Source organism: Undibacterium sp. GrIS 1.8, assembly GCF_040544445.1.
Taxonomy (GTDB): domain Bacteria; phylum Pseudomonadota; class Gammaproteobacteria; order Burkholderiales; family Burkholderiaceae_D; genus Undibacterium.
This window is the reverse complement of the sequence record NZ_JBEONQ010000001.1, coordinates 110,716-126,717: the sequence shown is the minus strand read 5'-3', so window position 1 is coordinate 126,717 and position 16,002 is coordinate 110,716. Positions and strand designations below refer to the sequence as shown.

The 16,002-nt window shown below is 49.6% G+C and carries 10 protein-coding genes and 1 pseudogene; 5 read left to right on the top strand and 6 right to left on the bottom strand.

Annotation, left to right across the window (positions count from 1 at the left end):
• Window positions 1-69: 69 nt before the first annotated feature.
• Window positions 70-846, top strand: a pseudogene (locus AAKU64_RS00540) (DNA ligase); the annotation flags it as partial.
• Between the two features lie 165 nt (window positions 847-1,011).
• Here the strand turns inward: AAKU64_RS00540 and AAKU64_RS00535 are convergent.
• Window positions 1,012-2,388, bottom strand: coding sequence for a hypothetical protein (locus tag AAKU64_RS00535; protein ID WP_354329235.1), 1,377 nt, complete (start codon window positions 2,386-2,388; stop codon window positions 1,012-1,014).
• On the opposite strand from AAKU64_RS00535, the gene AAKU64_RS00530 reads away from it, so the two are divergent.
• The gene (locus AAKU64_RS00530) at window positions 2,378-2,731 is read left to right on the top strand and encodes a hypothetical protein (RefSeq protein ID WP_354329234.1); all 354 of its coding nucleotides are present in this window, start codon (window positions 2,378-2,380) and stop codon (window positions 2,729-2,731) included. The two genes, AAKU64_RS00535 and AAKU64_RS00530, sit on opposite strands and share 11 nt — an antisense overlap.
• Before the next feature lie 141 nt (window positions 2,732-2,872).
• Here AAKU64_RS00530 and AAKU64_RS00525 read toward each other — a convergent pair whose 3' ends face one another.
• The gene (locus tag AAKU64_RS00525) at window positions 2,873-4,033 is read right to left on the bottom strand and encodes a hypothetical protein (RefSeq protein WP_354360827.1); all 1,161 of its coding nucleotides are present in this window, start codon (window positions 4,031-4,033) and stop codon (window positions 2,873-2,875) included.
• Between the two features lie 246 nt (window positions 4,034-4,279).
• Between AAKU64_RS00525 and AAKU64_RS00520 the strand changes: the two genes are divergently transcribed.
• Complete coding sequence (locus tag AAKU64_RS00520; RefSeq protein WP_354329231.1) at window positions 4,280-5,095, top strand: response regulator transcription factor; 816 nt, start codon at window positions 4,280-4,282, stop codon at window positions 5,093-5,095.
• On the top strand, window positions 5,092-6,555 hold the full coding sequence (locus AAKU64_RS00515; RefSeq protein WP_354360825.1) for a HAMP domain-containing sensor histidine kinase: 1,464 nt from the start codon (window positions 5,092-5,094) through the stop codon (window positions 6,553-6,555). The genes AAKU64_RS00520 and AAKU64_RS00515 overlap by 4 nt, the downstream gene beginning before the upstream one ends.
• A gap of 18 nt (window positions 6,556-6,573) precedes the next feature.
• Here AAKU64_RS00515 and AAKU64_RS00510 read toward each other — a convergent pair whose 3' ends face one another.
• From AAKU64_RS00510 to xdhA, 4 genes are all read right to left on the bottom strand, one after another.
• Window positions 6,574-7,581 carry an LLM class flavin-dependent oxidoreductase gene (locus AAKU64_RS00510; protein WP_354329360.1) on the bottom strand — a complete coding sequence of 336 codons (1,008 nt, stop codon included), beginning with the start codon at window positions 7,579-7,581 and terminating at the stop codon, window positions 6,574-6,576.
• A 471-nt stretch (window positions 7,582-8,052) separates the two neighbouring features.
• Window positions 8,053-9,363 carry a guanine deaminase gene (gene guaD / locus AAKU64_RS00505; RefSeq protein WP_354360823.1) on the bottom strand — a complete coding sequence of 437 codons (1,311 nt, stop codon included), beginning with the start codon at window positions 9,361-9,363 and terminating at the stop codon, window positions 8,053-8,055.
• Between the two features lie 342 nt (window positions 9,364-9,705).
• On the bottom strand, window positions 9,706-12,027 hold the full coding sequence (gene xdhB / locus AAKU64_RS00500; RefSeq protein WP_354360821.1) for a xanthine dehydrogenase molybdopterin binding subunit: 2,322 nt from the start codon (window positions 12,025-12,027) through the stop codon (window positions 9,706-9,708).
• A complete protein-coding gene (gene xdhA / locus AAKU64_RS00495; protein ID WP_354329223.1) occupies window positions 12,024-13,550 on the bottom strand; it encodes a xanthine dehydrogenase small subunit in 1,527 nt (508 codons plus the stop codon). The genes xdhB and xdhA overlap by 4 nt, the downstream gene beginning before the upstream one ends.
• A 580-nt stretch (window positions 13,551-14,130) precedes the next feature.
• Between xdhA and AAKU64_RS00490 the strand changes: the two genes are divergently transcribed.
• Window positions 14,131-15,912 (top strand): methyl-accepting chemotaxis protein, encoded by a 1,782-nt coding sequence (locus tag AAKU64_RS00490; RefSeq protein WP_354329221.1) that lies wholly within the window; start codon window positions 14,131-14,133, stop codon window positions 15,910-15,912.
• Window positions 15,913-16,002: the final 90 nt, after the last annotated feature.

Below are 16,002 nucleotides of genomic sequence, written 5' to 3'. Positions count from 1 at the left end.
AGTGGTGTTTTGTAGCCGTTTGCGCAGACGCTAGCTGCAGATCATACGACCGCTGGTACCGATTCTGGTGTCGCCAGGATGGACATTTTACTGGCGCAAAATTATTCAGATAAATTTGATCCCACACTGTATCTGGTGAGCGAAAAACTCGATGGCGTACGCGCCTTGTGGGACGGTCAGCAGTTACGTTTTCGCAGTGGCAAAGCTATCCACGCACCTGCCTGGTTTATCGCGGCTTTACCCAAGCATGCAGTTGATGGCGAATTATGGATGGAGCGACATAGTTTTGACCGGTTATCTGCCGCGGTACGGTGCCAAGAGCCGGTTGACGCTGAGTGGAAAAAAATCAGCTATCAGCTGTATGAGTTGCCAAACGGTGAGGGCGATTTTGCTCAACGCTACGCTAGCCTGCAAGCCAGCGTAGCGCAAGCGGGCGTTGCCTGGTTGCAGGTGGTGCCACAAGTGCGGGTCGCTGATCAGGTAGCATTACAACAAAAACTCAATCAAGTGGTGCGTGATGGCGGCGAGGGCTTGATGCTCCATCGTGCCGACGCGCTATGGCAGACCGGACGATCAGATGTATTACTCAAACTAAAACCGCAGCTAGATGCCGAAGCCATCGTCGTCAGCCACGAACCAGGAAAGGGCAAATATCAGGGCATGCTCGGTGCGCTGGTAGTGCAAACGCCGGAGGGCGTGCGTTTCTGGCTAGGTACGGGCTTTAGTGATGAGCAAAGGCGTAATCCGCCAGCGGTGGGCAGCACGGTGACTTACCGTTACCGCGATATAACCTCAACGGGTTTACCAAAGTTTGCTAGTTTTTTGCGGGTGCGGGAATCCGAATAAGCCGAGTCTTTAATCTTGCTATAAGAATATACTCCCAACATGTATTTTTAGTTGTCCATATGTTTACTGGTTTATAAGAATATTTTTGGAATTTACAGGGGGAGTATCTGGTTTTTATTGATTTTATCTGACTAAAAATAAACCCGTACACGCGACCAGTATAGATCAGCCAAGTGGGACGATAAAACGCTTACCATGATTCAAATTGCTGGAAGCATCTTGCCGTCCGATAAATTCCAATTGCCTGTCTTTGGCATTCCAGATCATGGCTGAACTGTCGTAAGGGCTGCGGAAAGGCTCCGGTGCCTTTGCGACAAAATCAGCGATAGCGGTTTCAGCAATATTCTGTTGACGGAGTTTGATTTGCAGACCGACCAGACGTAAATAGCCGTCAGTGTCGGCACCTTTTTCCATGTAGTTGATATAAGGATCGGGTGTGTATTTGGTGAGGTCAATTAGTATTTTTCCGATGGGATTGTAGACATAATGCAGTTGCTTTAGGACAGGTAGTTCTGTCGTATGATTAGCTGCCAGATTGGCTCTGATTTTTGTATAGGTTGATGCCGATTGATTCGCTGTGTTTATTTGTTGTTGCCAGTACGCCGAGAGTTCATTGATCGTTGCATTGGGATGCAAAAATAATTGACAAACATAATCACAGGCGTCCATCAATGGTAAGTCACTACTGCTGTTTTCACCATTTGCGCCAATCGCAGAATTGGAATATTTACTCGCCATACCTAGATAGAAATTAACGTAGCGAGCTTCGTTTACAAACGCACTTTTAAAATTTATTTCGGTAGGTTGGACAGACCGCACTAACGTACTAAATATATCGCCGCGCTCTCGCGCCAGTTGGGGATACTTATTGACCAGTTCGCTAACTACTCTGGCTTGTTTTCGCATCATCGACAGACTTATCATCTTCGAAATCAAAGTGCTGCTATTTTTCATAAACAGACGCATGTAACGGTCATTTTCTTGCAATCTGGTGATTCCTTTTTCAATATTTCCGTCTGCGATATCTAACGCAGCTTGCGTCATCAGCAATTCTGCTGCGTGAGTAAGTGCGGGATAGTAAGGAACTACGGCAGTGAATGCTGGGATAATTCTTTCTTCAAAGCCGGGCAATGCCCGCATTTGTGCATAACGCTGTAGGAGCAAATCATTTGCCTTGATTCGTTCCGTTACCTTCTTTCTGTTACGTAAATCTTCTTCCACGCAGCTTTGTAACGTCTCCTGACATCGACGTACATTCCAAACAGATGCCGGTAATGTTTTGTAGTTATCGGGGGTATAGTTTTGAGTGAGGTGGGGTGGATCTGTAAGATAACGTGCGGCTTCTTCTTGCACCTGTTTTTTACCGACGCTAAAAGCATCCAGACTGGCATCTGCGTTAATTGCCCTCAAGATGAAGAATCCACTTTCCGCATCGGGAACAAGGTAAGTTGGTTCTTTTAATAAGACCTGTGCCGCCGGAGTTAGTTGCTCATCTCGTAGGTTGATGAGTATCAGGATCGTCAGTAGTACGATGATCAGCATCAGCAAGCCACCGGTAATACGCCAAAACCAGCGAAGTATTTTTTTGAATGTCGATGGCGTAGATGTGGAAGATACGGGGGCTGCGGCAGTGACGATCGGTGGCATAGAGTTGGGCATGATGGCGTTGTTGAGTCAGCGGGATGCATTGTGGCGCAAAGTCTGCATCGTCTCAACAGCCGGAGAATATTTCTACGGTAATTGCTGGATCATATTGCCATGGCGTTTGCGCCTGAGACGTGCCCAAAACCTGGGAGTTTATGCCAAGCCAGACTCGAACAGCTTGATCGACCTCGTACAAGATGTGAATATACTGGTAATAGGTATATTTTTATTGTCCATATAATCATTGGACAATAAGACATATTTGTAAAAAAATAAGGGGAGTATGTTGACAGTAGCTTAAATGAATGCGCCGCACTGGGATTACACGTACCCCGGCGCGGCGAGGTTTGCATCAGCGTCAGCATCAGCATCAGCATCAAAATTACAAGTCTCCCAAAAATGCTTTACGAATTTGTCGGCCGCAGAGTACCGATACGGCGAACGAGGTTGGATCAGTATCATGTCTGGAAATGATGCCGTAGTATTTTTTGTCGCCAGAAATCCAAGGATAGAAACCCCATTTGCCCGGGCTGGAATAGGCGTCGATGGTGCCATTACCGTATTGCGACTCTACCCAATGGTTGTACGAATAAGTCCAGGGTTCTTGCAGCGCGACCACGGGTGAATAAGCGACTTTGCCCGGGCAGTTAGAAGGCAGCGTGCAGGTCGCATTGTCACCAAGGTAGCTGCCGATGACCAATTCCTTATTCATGATTTTGCGCAGAAACAGGGCGTAGTCAGTTGCCGTGCCCATCATGCCGCCTGCCATGAGCGGATCTAGCGGTGCCATATTAAATACTTTGCTCAGCCCCAAAGTATTTTGGTATTCGCTTGTCAATTGTGCTGAGCTGAAATTACCTAGTCCCATATCGATTGCTGCCAGCTTTTGGTCGTGCCCGCTGTCGTAGTCAAATTTGCCGACGGTGGTGGGATCGGGCTGGCCGGTATTGCCGTTCATACCCGCTACAAAACAGGCATTGATAGTCGCGGTACCGGCACAGGCATTATCGTTGAGGCCGGTATAGCCGGATAAAAATCGCAAACCATCGCTGAGCGACGCGGTACTACGCACCACATCGATCCCTTTTTTCTCTAACACGTAAGCGCCAAAAATCCATTTAGAAGAAGAGGCGATGTTGAAGTAGGAGGAGGCGACCACGCTACCAGTACCGATGGAGCCGGACGCAATCGGCGTGGTGCTTGTGGCGTTGCCGATTTCCCAATAAAAATCCCCTAGTTTGGATACCGCACATAAGGGATCAGTGGCGGCAGAGTTTTGCGCCGCTGCGATGGCCGCAGCGGTATTGGCGCTTGGCCCGGTAGGTGGTGTGGGCGTAGTTGGCGTAGTTGGCGTAGTTGGCGTGACGGGTGGGGTGGGTGTTGTTGGTATTGTCGGAGTACCCGAAGAGCCCGTGCCACCAGTGGAGGTTGAACTGGTCGGTGCATCGCTTGATCCGCCACCGCAAGCACTTAATATTAAGGCGGCGACCAGGCCGAATAGCCTCGATTTGTTGCGAGCTGCTGTATCAATAAGAGGATGCATGGTGTTCTCCTTGCGGTAGTGAAGTAGATATCAGACTGATCCGGATTTGCAGAATAAATTTGAGCTTGAAATGGATTGTAGCGACCAATTCTGTAATTTTTGTGGAAGCGGTTTTGGCTCGGTTGGGTATGGCAAAATGGTTTGGTTCGGGTTGTTGCCGTGGGATGCTTTGTTGAGTATTTTTTGTCAGTCCTGTCCATTTGGGCTTTTTAATTCGATTAACTTAATTCATTACGCTACTTCACGATGACTTCTGCGCACCAAGTACTGCTGGTTGAAGACGATCCCTTAATTGCACGCACGCTGATGTTGGGTTTGCGCTACGAGGGATTTGAGTTAACGCTGGCGTCCAGTATTGCTCAGGCAAACAATTTGTTGACGCAGCGTCCACTTCAATATCCGGCATCACCGTTTGAGTTGCTGGTGCTGGATGTGGGTTTGCCTGATGGTGATGGCATCAGTCTTTGTCGTCAGTTGCGTCTGAGTCAAAGCCTAAGTCAAAGTCTCAGCCTAAGTCAAAACCAAAGCCAATCTCAATCTCAGTCCCAATCCCAATCTCGCAGCAACACGTCAGACATTCCCATTTTGATTCTTTCTGCACGCACTGACGAGGCAACGGCGGTCGCTGGTATTGAAGGCGGTGCAGATGATTACATCCGAAAACCTTGTGGCTTATTAGAGTTAGCAGCACGGATGCGCCGTCTGCTCAGACATACTGAGGCCCGACAAAAAGATCGTGCGGTAATGGTATTTGGCGATATCAATATGGATTTACAACGCCGTACAGTTGGCGTTAGCGGGCTTGCACTGGCCTTGGGTAAAAAAGAATTTGAAGTGCTTTTACTGCTAGTCCGTGCAGCCGGTGATGCGATCACTCGCGAGCAGATTCTGGATCAGTTTCAGGAGAGTAGCGCCGCTAATGACAGGGACGTCGATCATTCAATTTATGACCGTACGATTGATTCCCACCTCAGCCATTTACGACGCAAACTCAAAGATGCCGGGTCTGATGTGCGTATCGTCGCGATCTACGGTGTTGGCTACAAACTGGAGTCCGCATGAACCGATCATTGTGGTTGCGATTTTTTGGTATCAGTATTTTTTTCGCCTGCGTGTTGAGCACGGGCTATGTGCTCGTGCTGCGCGAAATCACAGGTCGCCCAACAGAAGAAGTACAACGTAGCGTCTATCTGTTTATTGCGCAGATCGTAGAGCAGCAATCCAATTCTGGTCTGGCATATCAAGATGCTCTTGCACAAGTACAGCGCTACCGGAGTGAATCACCTGCTATGCCGCTGGAGCTATGGGTCATCAACGCGGAGAATCAAATTATAGCTAGCAGTACCAATGCGGCCCCACCGCTTGGATTGCTGCAACGAGCCAAGCCAGTGCAGGTGCATGAGCTGATCACGCGAGGTCGCTTTTTTTCTGGCAGCCCTGCTACGGCGATCATTCGCTTGAGTGCCAGCCAACCCGCTTACCTTCTGGTACGCAATCCTGGCAGTGCCGCACGGGGCACGTTTTTCAGTATGTCTTTATTGTTTGTCACGACGCTAATAGGCGCAATTTTGCTGGGTCTATTGATGACCATGCTGTACTTGCGCGGTCGCTCATCCGAGGCAAAACAAGTGATACAGCAAATGGAATCCGGCAACCTGAGCGCACGTTTTCAAGCGGGTAAACTGGATGCTGTGGGTGGCCTGATGTTGAACTTTAATCAGATGGCCGACGAGATTCAGCGTCTGGTCACGCAATTGCAAGCCATAGAACGTACCCGGCGCGAACTCTTGCAAGAACTAGGTCATGATCTGCGTACGCCGCTGACCAGTTTGCGTACCTCAATCGATACGCTCTCGGTGCATGGCGAGAATATGAGTGAGGATGAACGCGCTGAATTTTTTGCTGTTGTCAGTAGTGAGATTGATTACTTCACCAAGCTGATTGACGACCTGTTTTTTATCGCCAATATTGACGAGCCACGTTATCGCAAACAAGCCAGCAGCGTCGATTTGTTTGAACTGGCTACGATAGAAATGCGCAATGCCCAAAACAGTAACCGCAATCGTGGCGGCACTATTTTGTTTGAGATGGAAGCCATCCCGGCGGGTGTTGCTGTAGTTGCTGGCATAGTGTCCACCGCAGTATCTACGACAGCGCAGGATTATCACATCATCGGCGACGCCTATCTGATATCGCGGCTATTTCATAACGTGTATGAGAACGCCGCCCGCTACGCAAGATCAAGTGTGCGTACCCACATCATCCGTAAGGCGGATCGCATAGAGATTACGGTGCAAGATGATGGCGACGGAATGTCAGAACAAGTGATACGTAGCTTTGGACAACGCCGCGATCAGCGTGTGCTGGTCGCTCCGGGCAAGGCAGAGATTTCTCTGGGATTGGGATCGGTGATTATTAAAACCATCGTTGAACTACACGGCGGACATTTTACGATTCGCAATTTGCAGCAAGTATCTGCCGCTAAGGGAACTTGTCTGAGTTTTTCTTTCCCTGCGCGCTAAGTTGATTGGTTGTTTCGATTAAGCGGCCACCGCATCCAGCTTGTTCAAACCGCAAACACTCGCCGCAATTTCATACGACCGCAAACGTGCTTGATGATCAAAAATCTGTGAGGTCATCATCAACTCATCAGCACCGGTACGCTCAATAAAATCGCGGATGCCTTGAGCCACAGTGTCTGGCGCACCGATCGCAGAGCAAGACAGAATTTGATCGAGCAAGGCATGTTCTTGCGGACCGATCAGCTTATTGTAGTTTTCTATTGGTGGCGGCAGCTTGGCAGGACGACCGCTACGCAAATTAATAAAAGCCTGCTTCATCGAGGTCGCACGGAACTGCGCCTCTTCATCAGTGTCCGCGGCAAAGACATTAAAACCCAGCATGACATACGGTTTTGCCAATTGCGCAGACGGACGGAAGTTGGCGCGATACAGCGCAACCGCCTGCATCATTTGCTGTGGCGCAAAGTGGGACGCAAATGCATACGGCAAGCCCATCGCCGCTGCCAGTTGCGCGCCGAACAGGCTGGAACCTAAAATCCAGATTGGTACTTTTAAACCCGTACCGGGTACCGCTCGCACCGCTTGTCGTGGTTCAGCAGAAAAATAATCCATCAGCTCCGCCACATCTTGCGGAAACTCATCCGCATCCGATCCCAAATTACGCCGCAAAGCCCGCGCAGTCAGTTGATCCGACCCTGGCGCCCGCCCTAGACCTAAATCAATCCGGCCGGGGAATAATGATTCCAAAGTGCCAAACTGTTCCGCAATCACGAGCGGTGAGTGATTTGGCAACATAATCCCGCCCGCGCCGACACGAATGGTTGAGGTACCCGCCGCCACATGCCCGATCAACACCGCTGTCGCCGCGCTGGCAATTCCCGGCATGCCGTGATGTTCCGCCAGCCAATATCGCTTAAATCCCCAGCGCTCACCATGCTGCGCCAAATCCAGCGAGTTACGGAACGACTGCGCTGCATCGCTCCCTTGGGTGATGGGGGAAAGGTCGAGAATCGACAGAGGTGTCATAGGTTTCATAGCATTCAAATTGGTACTAAAGCAGAAAACACAAGCGGCAAAGCATACTTGGTTGGACTTGAGTTGATGCCGGACTTCAGCTTACTCAAAGTGCGAGCAGATAGTGTAGTCCTTTTGCGTTGAGTCGGTTTTGCCGGGGCGAATGGAGTTGTGGTAACGGTAAGACTGACGATATGGCGAGTGTTACAACCTCAAACTAGGTAGCTAAATCATCCCAGCGTGCTTTTAGCCGATGTTCTGTTCAACACCAAAATGGATATTGATTGAAGATGTCTTAAATATACTCGCAACTAGTATATTCAAGTAGTCCATATATTAACTGGACGATAGGCGATATTTTTTATAAAAATAGGGGAGTATCCATATTTTCAAGTTTTTTAAGACTTTGTTATTCGCTCTGGAACATCCGCTCTGGAATACCTGCTCTGGAATAACTTAGCGCATTAGTATTTTGAGCTACTTTTAACCCGCAGCATAAGCCCGCTGCCCAGCTACAAATGTCATCGCCACGCTGCGATCATCGCCCAACAAGGCCATTGCAAATAGTAACTCTTCAAGATTATTTGCTTGCACGCTGCGGCGTGCCAGTAGTGGCGTTGCCTGCGGGTTGAGGACGATAAAGTCCGCCTCCGTATTAGCGGCAAAATTACCGATGGTGCCTTGCAATTGCATGCTGCGCGCACCGCCCAGTGTGGCCAGATAAAACATGCGGGTAGCGGATAAATAGCTGCCGCCCATGCGAGCTACTTTGTAGGTTTCGTTCATGGTTTGTAGCATAGAAAACGTCGTACCGCCGCCCACATCCGTAGCCAGTGCCAGTGGTACGCGTGCTGCATCGGCTTGTTTAAAATCGAATAAACCGCTACCCAAAAACAGATTGGACGTCGGACAGAGTGCTACCGCAGATTGGCTTGCTGCCATGCGGGCGCGGTCTTGGTCGTCCAGCCAGATGCAGTGACCGTACATGGCGCGCTCACGCATCAAGCCGAAGCGATCGTAGATGTCCAGATAGCTGCGTGCTTCGGGGAAGAGTGATCTGGCCCAGGCGCATTCATCCTTATTTTCTGCCACGTGCGATTGGATAAAGGTGTCTGGATATACTTGCGCTAATTCACCTGCCAGTTGCAGTTGTGCCGGTGTTGAAGTCGGGGCGAAACGTGGGGTAATGGCATAGAGTTGGCGACCATTGTTATGCCATTTTTTGATCAGTGCCTCGGTATCACGTGCACCACTTTCTGCCGTGTCTTGCAGGAAGTCGGGGCAGTTTCTGTCCATCAGCACTTTGCCCGCGATCATGCGCAGATTGCGTACCTGGCTTTGCTCAAAAAAAGCATCGACGGATTCTGGATGTACCGTGCAATACACCATCGCCGTGGTGGTGCCGCAACGCGTTAGTTCATCCAAAAAAAACGCCGCGACATCGCTGGCATGTTGCGGATCCTGGAAGCGTCTTTCAGCCGGAAAAGTGTATTGCTCCAGCCAAGGCAACAAGCCTGGTGCGGGCGAGGCGATGATGTCGGTTTGTGGATAATGGACATGGCTATCGATAAACCCGGGCGTGATGATTTTACCGGGGAAGTGCTGTATCTCAACATCAACGGGCAAACTGGCTTTGAGCGCAGCGTAATCGCCGGCTGCTTGCACTCGCCCGTCGGTGACGATCAATAAGCCATCCTCATACCATTGGGTGGCTTGCTCGTTATGCAGCGGATCATCTGTAAAGTGCAACAGACTGGCGCGGTAGGCTTGGGTTGGATTACTTGGCTGTGTCATTTGTTATGTCTGTGTTGCTTTGTTATTCATTGGTTTCAATAGCTTAGGCGTCAGTTTCAATTGAAGGCTAAATGTAAGGAAAAAACAAATTGTGAAAAACTATTTGTCTGCTCGTCGCTCCTGCGCAGGCAGGAATCCAGAGACGGTCGTTGATTCAGTGAAGCCTCAGGATTTCTGCTAGCGGCACGCAGGAATGGCATGCGTTTTTAAGGCTTCATTTAATTGTTTAGTTAGTGATTGAAAAAGCTTGCTATAAACTTCTAAACAGAGTGTCCAATCATTATGCGCCTTCCAGGCCAAAATCGGGCTGGGAGCCGCAGAATGATTGGACGTCTATTTATCTCAGCTAATCGCCTCTACCGCCTTCAATATCGCCTCGCTAGTCGCTGGTGCCTGCAACGGTGGATTGAGCCGGTAATCGGCGACACTCGCGATGGCATCACGGATGGCGAAGAATACAGAGAACGGTAGCAATAACGGCGGCTCGCCAGTAGCTTTGGAACGATGGATACTGTCAGCCACATTTTGGTTTTTATACAGCGCCACGCGAAAATCCTCCGGACAATCCGAGATCGCCGGAATCTTATACGTTGACGGCGCATGCGTGGTCAGTTTGCCTTTGGCATCCCAGCATAATTCTTCCGTGGTCAGCCAGCCCATACCCTGAATGAATGCTCCTTCTACCTGACCGATATCGATGGCCGGATTGAGCGAATTGCCCGCGTCGTACAACAGATCGGCGCGTAGCAATTTCCATTCGCCAGTCAAGGTGTCAATCACGACTTCAGACACCGCAGCACCGTAGGCGTAATAAGAGAAGGGATTGCCGGTCATGGTTTTACCATCCCATTGCAAATGCGGTGTCGCGTAGAAACCGTCTGACCACAATTGGACCCGCGCCAGATAAGCTTGTTGCACCAGATCGGCAAAAGCAATGCTGGTACCGTTGCAAGTCACTTGCCCCGCAGAGAATAGGACTGGCTCAGTGCTTAGCGACGAAGCAAATTTGCTGAGGGCGAAGACCGCCAGACGCGCGCGTATCTGGCGTGCTGCATCTTGTGCGGCTTTGCCGTTTAGATCGGCACCGGTTGATGCGGCAGTGGCAGAAGTATTCGCGATTTTGCTGGTGTCCGTTGCAGTGACTTTGACCATAGATAGCGGTACACCCAATTCATGTGCCACCACTTGCGCTACTTTGGTATGTAAGCCTTGTCCCATTTCGGTACCGCCGTGATTGACCAGAATGGTGCCATCGGTGTACACATGCACCAAGGCGCCTGCCTGATTGAGATGCGTGACATTGAAGGCGATACCGAATTTGTGTGGCGTCAGCGCCAGTCCTTTTTTGAGTATCGGACTGGAGCGATTGAATGCTTGTACCGCGGCACGACGCTGTTGATAATCGCTAGTCGTTTCTAACTCTGCAACCAGTTCGTGAATAATGTTATCGACAATTTTTTGTCCGTAATGGGTTACATTGCGACCTTCAGTATCGTTGCGACCATAGAAGTTGAGCTTACGAATATCCAGCGCATCTTTGCCCAGATTGCGGGCGATATCATCAATCACATATTCGATGGCCAACGCACCTTGCGGGCCACCAAAACCCCGGAACGCCGTATTCGACTGGGTATTAGTTTTGCCGCAGAGCGCCTTGATTTCGACATCCGACAAATAATAGGTATTGTCGAAATGGCAGACAGCGCGGGTTGCGACCGGGCCAGATAAATCAGCAGAGAAACCCGCACGCAAGACCATCTCAATTTTGGCTGCCAGAATTAATCCGTGTGCATCGTAGCCGACTTCGTATTCGTAATAAAACTCGTGGCGTTTGCCGGTCACCATCATGTCGTCATCACGATCAGCGCGCAATTTAACCGGACGTTGCAACTGCATGGCACACAAAGCAGCGCAGGCGGCCCACAATGCGGATTGAGACTCTTTACCGCCAAAACCGCCGCCCATGCGGCGACATTCAACTTGTACCTGATGCGCAGAAATCGCTAGCGCATGTGCTACCACATGTTGCATTTCGCTCGGATGTTGAGTGGAGCAATATACCTGCATGCTCCGATCTTCTTTTGGCAGCGCATAGGCAATCTGACCTTCCAGATAAAACTGCTCTTGTCCGCCGACCTGTAATTGTCCCTGCACTTTATATGGAGCACTCAGCAAGGCTTGATGCGCATCACCGCGGCGTAAAGCCATCGGTGGCAATACAAAGGATTGCGCCTCTCTGGCCGCTTGCGGCGTCAAAATCGCTGGCAAATCTTCGTATACGATCTGCGCTTTCCGCGCGGCTCTGCGCGCCAGATCATGGCTGCTGGCGACGACCACAAAGATCGGTTGACCTACATATTCGACCACATCCTCTGCCAGAATCGGATCGTCATGCAGAATTGGGCCACAATCATTGGTGCCCGGAAAATCGCTGGCGACATAGACAGCAACGACGCCTTCAGCCGCTTTCACGGCATCCAAGTTGATGCTGATTAGCTTCGCATGGGCTCGTTGCGAAAGTCCTAGGGCGGCATGTAAGGTGCCACGCAATTCGGGAATATCATCGGTATACGTTGCGGTACCGCAAACATGCAAAATCGCCGATTCATGTGGATGAGCCTGACCGACTTCTGCCCACGGAGGGATTTGCGTTTCGTGCTTCATGCTGACGCTCCTTCCAGCGTATTTGCCGCAAAGACATCCAGCGCATTGACCGGCAAGGGAGCGTCAGTGCGTGTTTCCAGCCAGAAGCGACGCAGCAAATTTTGCGCTGTTTTCATACGATATGCGGCAGAGGCACGCATGTCGGACAGCGGTGCGTAATCTTGTGCCAGTGCTGACATAGCGGCTTCTACTGTAGCTTGATTCCAAGGCTGATTTTCCATCGCGGCTTCGGCATGAGTTGCGCGCTTTGGCGTTGCTGCCATGCCGCCAAAGGCAATTCGTACCTGACTTAGCTGGTCACCATTCAATTCCGCAGAGAATGCAGCGCAGACGGCAGAGATATCCTGATCAAAACGTTTTGCTAATTTATAGGTGCGGAAAATCTGCTGTGATGTTGAGAGTGCCACCGGTACCGGTAGCGGGATCTTGACCGCAGCGACGATTTCTTCCGGAAGCAGATCTTTTTTCTGATACGCCAGATAAAAATTTTCCAAGGCTAGCGTGCGTTCACCATGCACGCTATGCAGCACAACTTGCGCTCCCAGCGCGATCAGCCAGGGCATAGAATCCCCAATCGGCGAGCCGTTGGCCACATTGCCACCTAATGTGCCAACATGACGGATAGGCAATGAGGCAAAGCGCTGCCATAAATCATTGAGTTGCGGATAATGCTGGCAGACCGCACGGTAAGCATCATCTAGGCTCACACTGGCACCGATATGCAGCATGTCCGCATCGATAGATAGTTGATGGAGTTCTGCGACCTGTCCGAGATAAATAATGTCGCCCAGATCACGCAATTGCTTGGTCACCCACAGACCGACATCGGTAGCACCTGCTAGCAAGCAGGCAGTTGGTTTTGCGGCTCGTAACTTAGCCAGCTCTGCTAGTGTCCGCGGTGCATCAAAGCGTTGGCCTTGATGTGTATAGGCTAACGAATCTGATCGTTGCATGCTGCGCAATATCGACTTTAAATTGGCCTGATTGAAGACCGGCTTAGACTGCTTAGGCAGGGCACACATTTTATGTGCCGCGTCAATAATCGGACGATAGCCCGTGCAGCGACATAGATTGCCGGACAAGGCCTCGTCAATTTGCTTGCGTTGCAGCGGAAGGTCGCTATCGGTCTGTTTTAAATACAAATCCCACAAGGACATCACAAATCCAGGCGTGCAGAAGCCGCATTGCGAGCCATGACATTCCACCATTGCTTGTTGTACCGGATGAAGTTGATTGCCGGTCTTTAAATCTTCAACTGTGAAAACCGCTTTGCCATCCAGTGTCGGTAAAAATTGCAGACAGGCGTTGACTGACTTCATCTGTAATTCATCCTGCTTTGATGGATCTTGTGTCAGCTCGCCAATCACTACTGTACATGCGCCGCAATCACCTTCGGCGCAACCTTCTTTGGTGCCTGTGCAATGCAAATCTTCACGCAGATATTGCAGCAAAGTTTGGGTCGGAGATGCATCAATGATGTGATGCTGTTTGCCGCGGTAATAAAAACGGATGGGGTCAGACATGATTGCTCCGGCAAGTATTTTGTGAGGACTGTTGCTTAGCTGCCAAATTTGGCACAGAATGGCACACAGATAAGTAGCTTTTTCTCTTGTTACAGATTATCACTCAAGCACTAAATTGCCATACCAGAATGATGATGCGCAATATCAATCGTCAAGCATTTCAGCAGAAATTATCAATCGTAGCGAAGAAAATTTTGTAGTATTGTTCAATCGCTGTAATTAGTTCAATTGCTTAAAAATAAGACACATTAATGACATAAATAAATGGAAATACTTTCTGATCTTATTGTCAAAAATGCTAGTTTAAAGATGTATTCGAGTTACAGAAAAAACCTTGCCACACGGAAAAAATAGCGTATATTCTTTTGCCTATGTGCTTAATTTTCTTGCTTGGCGCAATGCTTGCTTGTAAAAAATTGATTCATAAACTAATCACGTACTACGCACTAAAAACGCGCATTAGCACTAAAAGCTGTATGACCACTTCTCGTTTTTATAATTGGCTATGCAATGAAAAAAGCAAGTTAGTTGATAAACCAGTACGTGGATTTTTAATTCCTTACTTCAATCAGACAGAAATATGAACTTCACAAAAATGAAGGTTGGTAAACGTTTGGGACTGGGTTTTGCATTAGTGCTTGCCCTGCTGATTGCGATCACCGCGCTCGGCATTACCCGCATGTCACAAATCCAGAGCCGGTTAGAAAAAATCGTCAACGTTAATAGTGTCGAGTCGCGTCTGATTATCGACATGCGCGCGATTGTGTACGACCGCATGGTTTCATTGCGCAATCTGACTTTGCTCAACGATGCTGATGATATGGCGCCAGAAATTGCCAAAATCGCAGAACAGTCTAAAAAATATACCGAGGCTGAAGCAAAGCTCGCTTCGATGTTTGCTGCAGAGTCTGCGACCACGCCAGAAGAGAAAGCCATGCTGGCTAAACTCAAGGAGCAAGAAAATGCTTCTGCCGCATTGCCTGCTAAAGCCCAAGAGTTGGGTATGGCAAACAATGCAGAGGTAGCTACCGTTACCCTGATCAAAAAAATTCGTCCGGTACAGAAGAAGTGGTTAGACGCTTTGGATGAGCTGGTTGTATTAGAAGATAAATTGAATGTGCAAGTCGCCCAAGATGCGCAGTCTGCTTTTGCCGCTGCGCGTAACTTGATGCTTGCATTGGGTGGACTGGCACTGCTGGCGGGGATTTTTGCCGGTGTTGTGATCACTCGCAGTTTGCTCAAACAATTGGGTGGTGAGCCTGATTATGCGGCACATATCGCCAGCCGCATTGCCGCTGGTGATTTGGCTGTTGAGATTGAAAACCATAGCAGTGACACCACCAGCCTGATCGCAGAAATGAAAACCATGCGTGACAGCCTGGTTAATATTGTTGGTCAGGTCCGTACCGGTACCGACACGATTGCCACCGCTTCCAGCGAAATCGCCAGCGGCAATCTGGACTTGTCTTCCCGCACTGAACAGCAAGCCAGTTCTCTGGAAAAAACGACCTCGTCAATGAAAGAGTTGACCACCACCGTTAAGCAAAATGCAGATAATGCGCGTGAGGCGAATCAACTTGCGGTCTCCGCATCGGAAGTTGCACGTCAGGGCGGTGTTGTAGTTTCGCAAGTGGTTGATACGATGGGATCAATCAGCGATTCCGCTAAAAAGATTTTTGACATCATTAGCGTCATCGACGGTATTGCTTTTCAGACCAATATTTTGGCTTTGAACGCAGCGGTCGAAGCAGCACGTGCAGGTGAACAAGGTCGTGGCTTTGCGGTCGTTGCAGCAGAGGTACGTAACCTGGCACAACGCAGCGCTGCTGCTGCAAAAGAGATCAAAACGCTGATTGGCAACTCGGTAGAGCAGGTTGAAATCGGTAGTAAGTTGGTTGGGCAAGCGGGTGTCACGATTGATGAAGTCGTCTCCAGCGTGAAACACGTAACCGACATCATTGCCGAAATCAGTGCTGCCAGCCAAGAGCAAAGCGTCGGTATCGAGCAAGTTAATCACGCCATCATCGAGATGGACAGCATGACTCAACAAAATGCTGCGTTGGTAGAAGAAGCCGCCGCTGCTGCGCAAAGTCTGCAAGATCAAGCCGCAGAGTTGGCAAAAGTCGTCAGCATCTTTAAACTCAATGCGCTAGAACAATCTTTTGTTAAAGTACCAGCACCAGTTCGCAAGGTTGAGGTTTCACCAATCAAAGCCAAACCAAAAACAATGGTCAAAGCCTTACCTTCTGCCAGAGCAACGGCAAAGCGCGCAGCAACCAGCAGTGCCAGCAAAACCAGCGCCAGCAGCAACGCAGCGCAGCGTAGCAGCCCAGCGAGTGCGGACGAGTGGGAAGAGTTCTAATCTAATCTGCGACCGCGACTGTAGTTGCGGTCGTAGCTTTTAATAGTTTTGCTGATCAGTTCTTATCTGGCCAAACTTTGCAACTTGTTG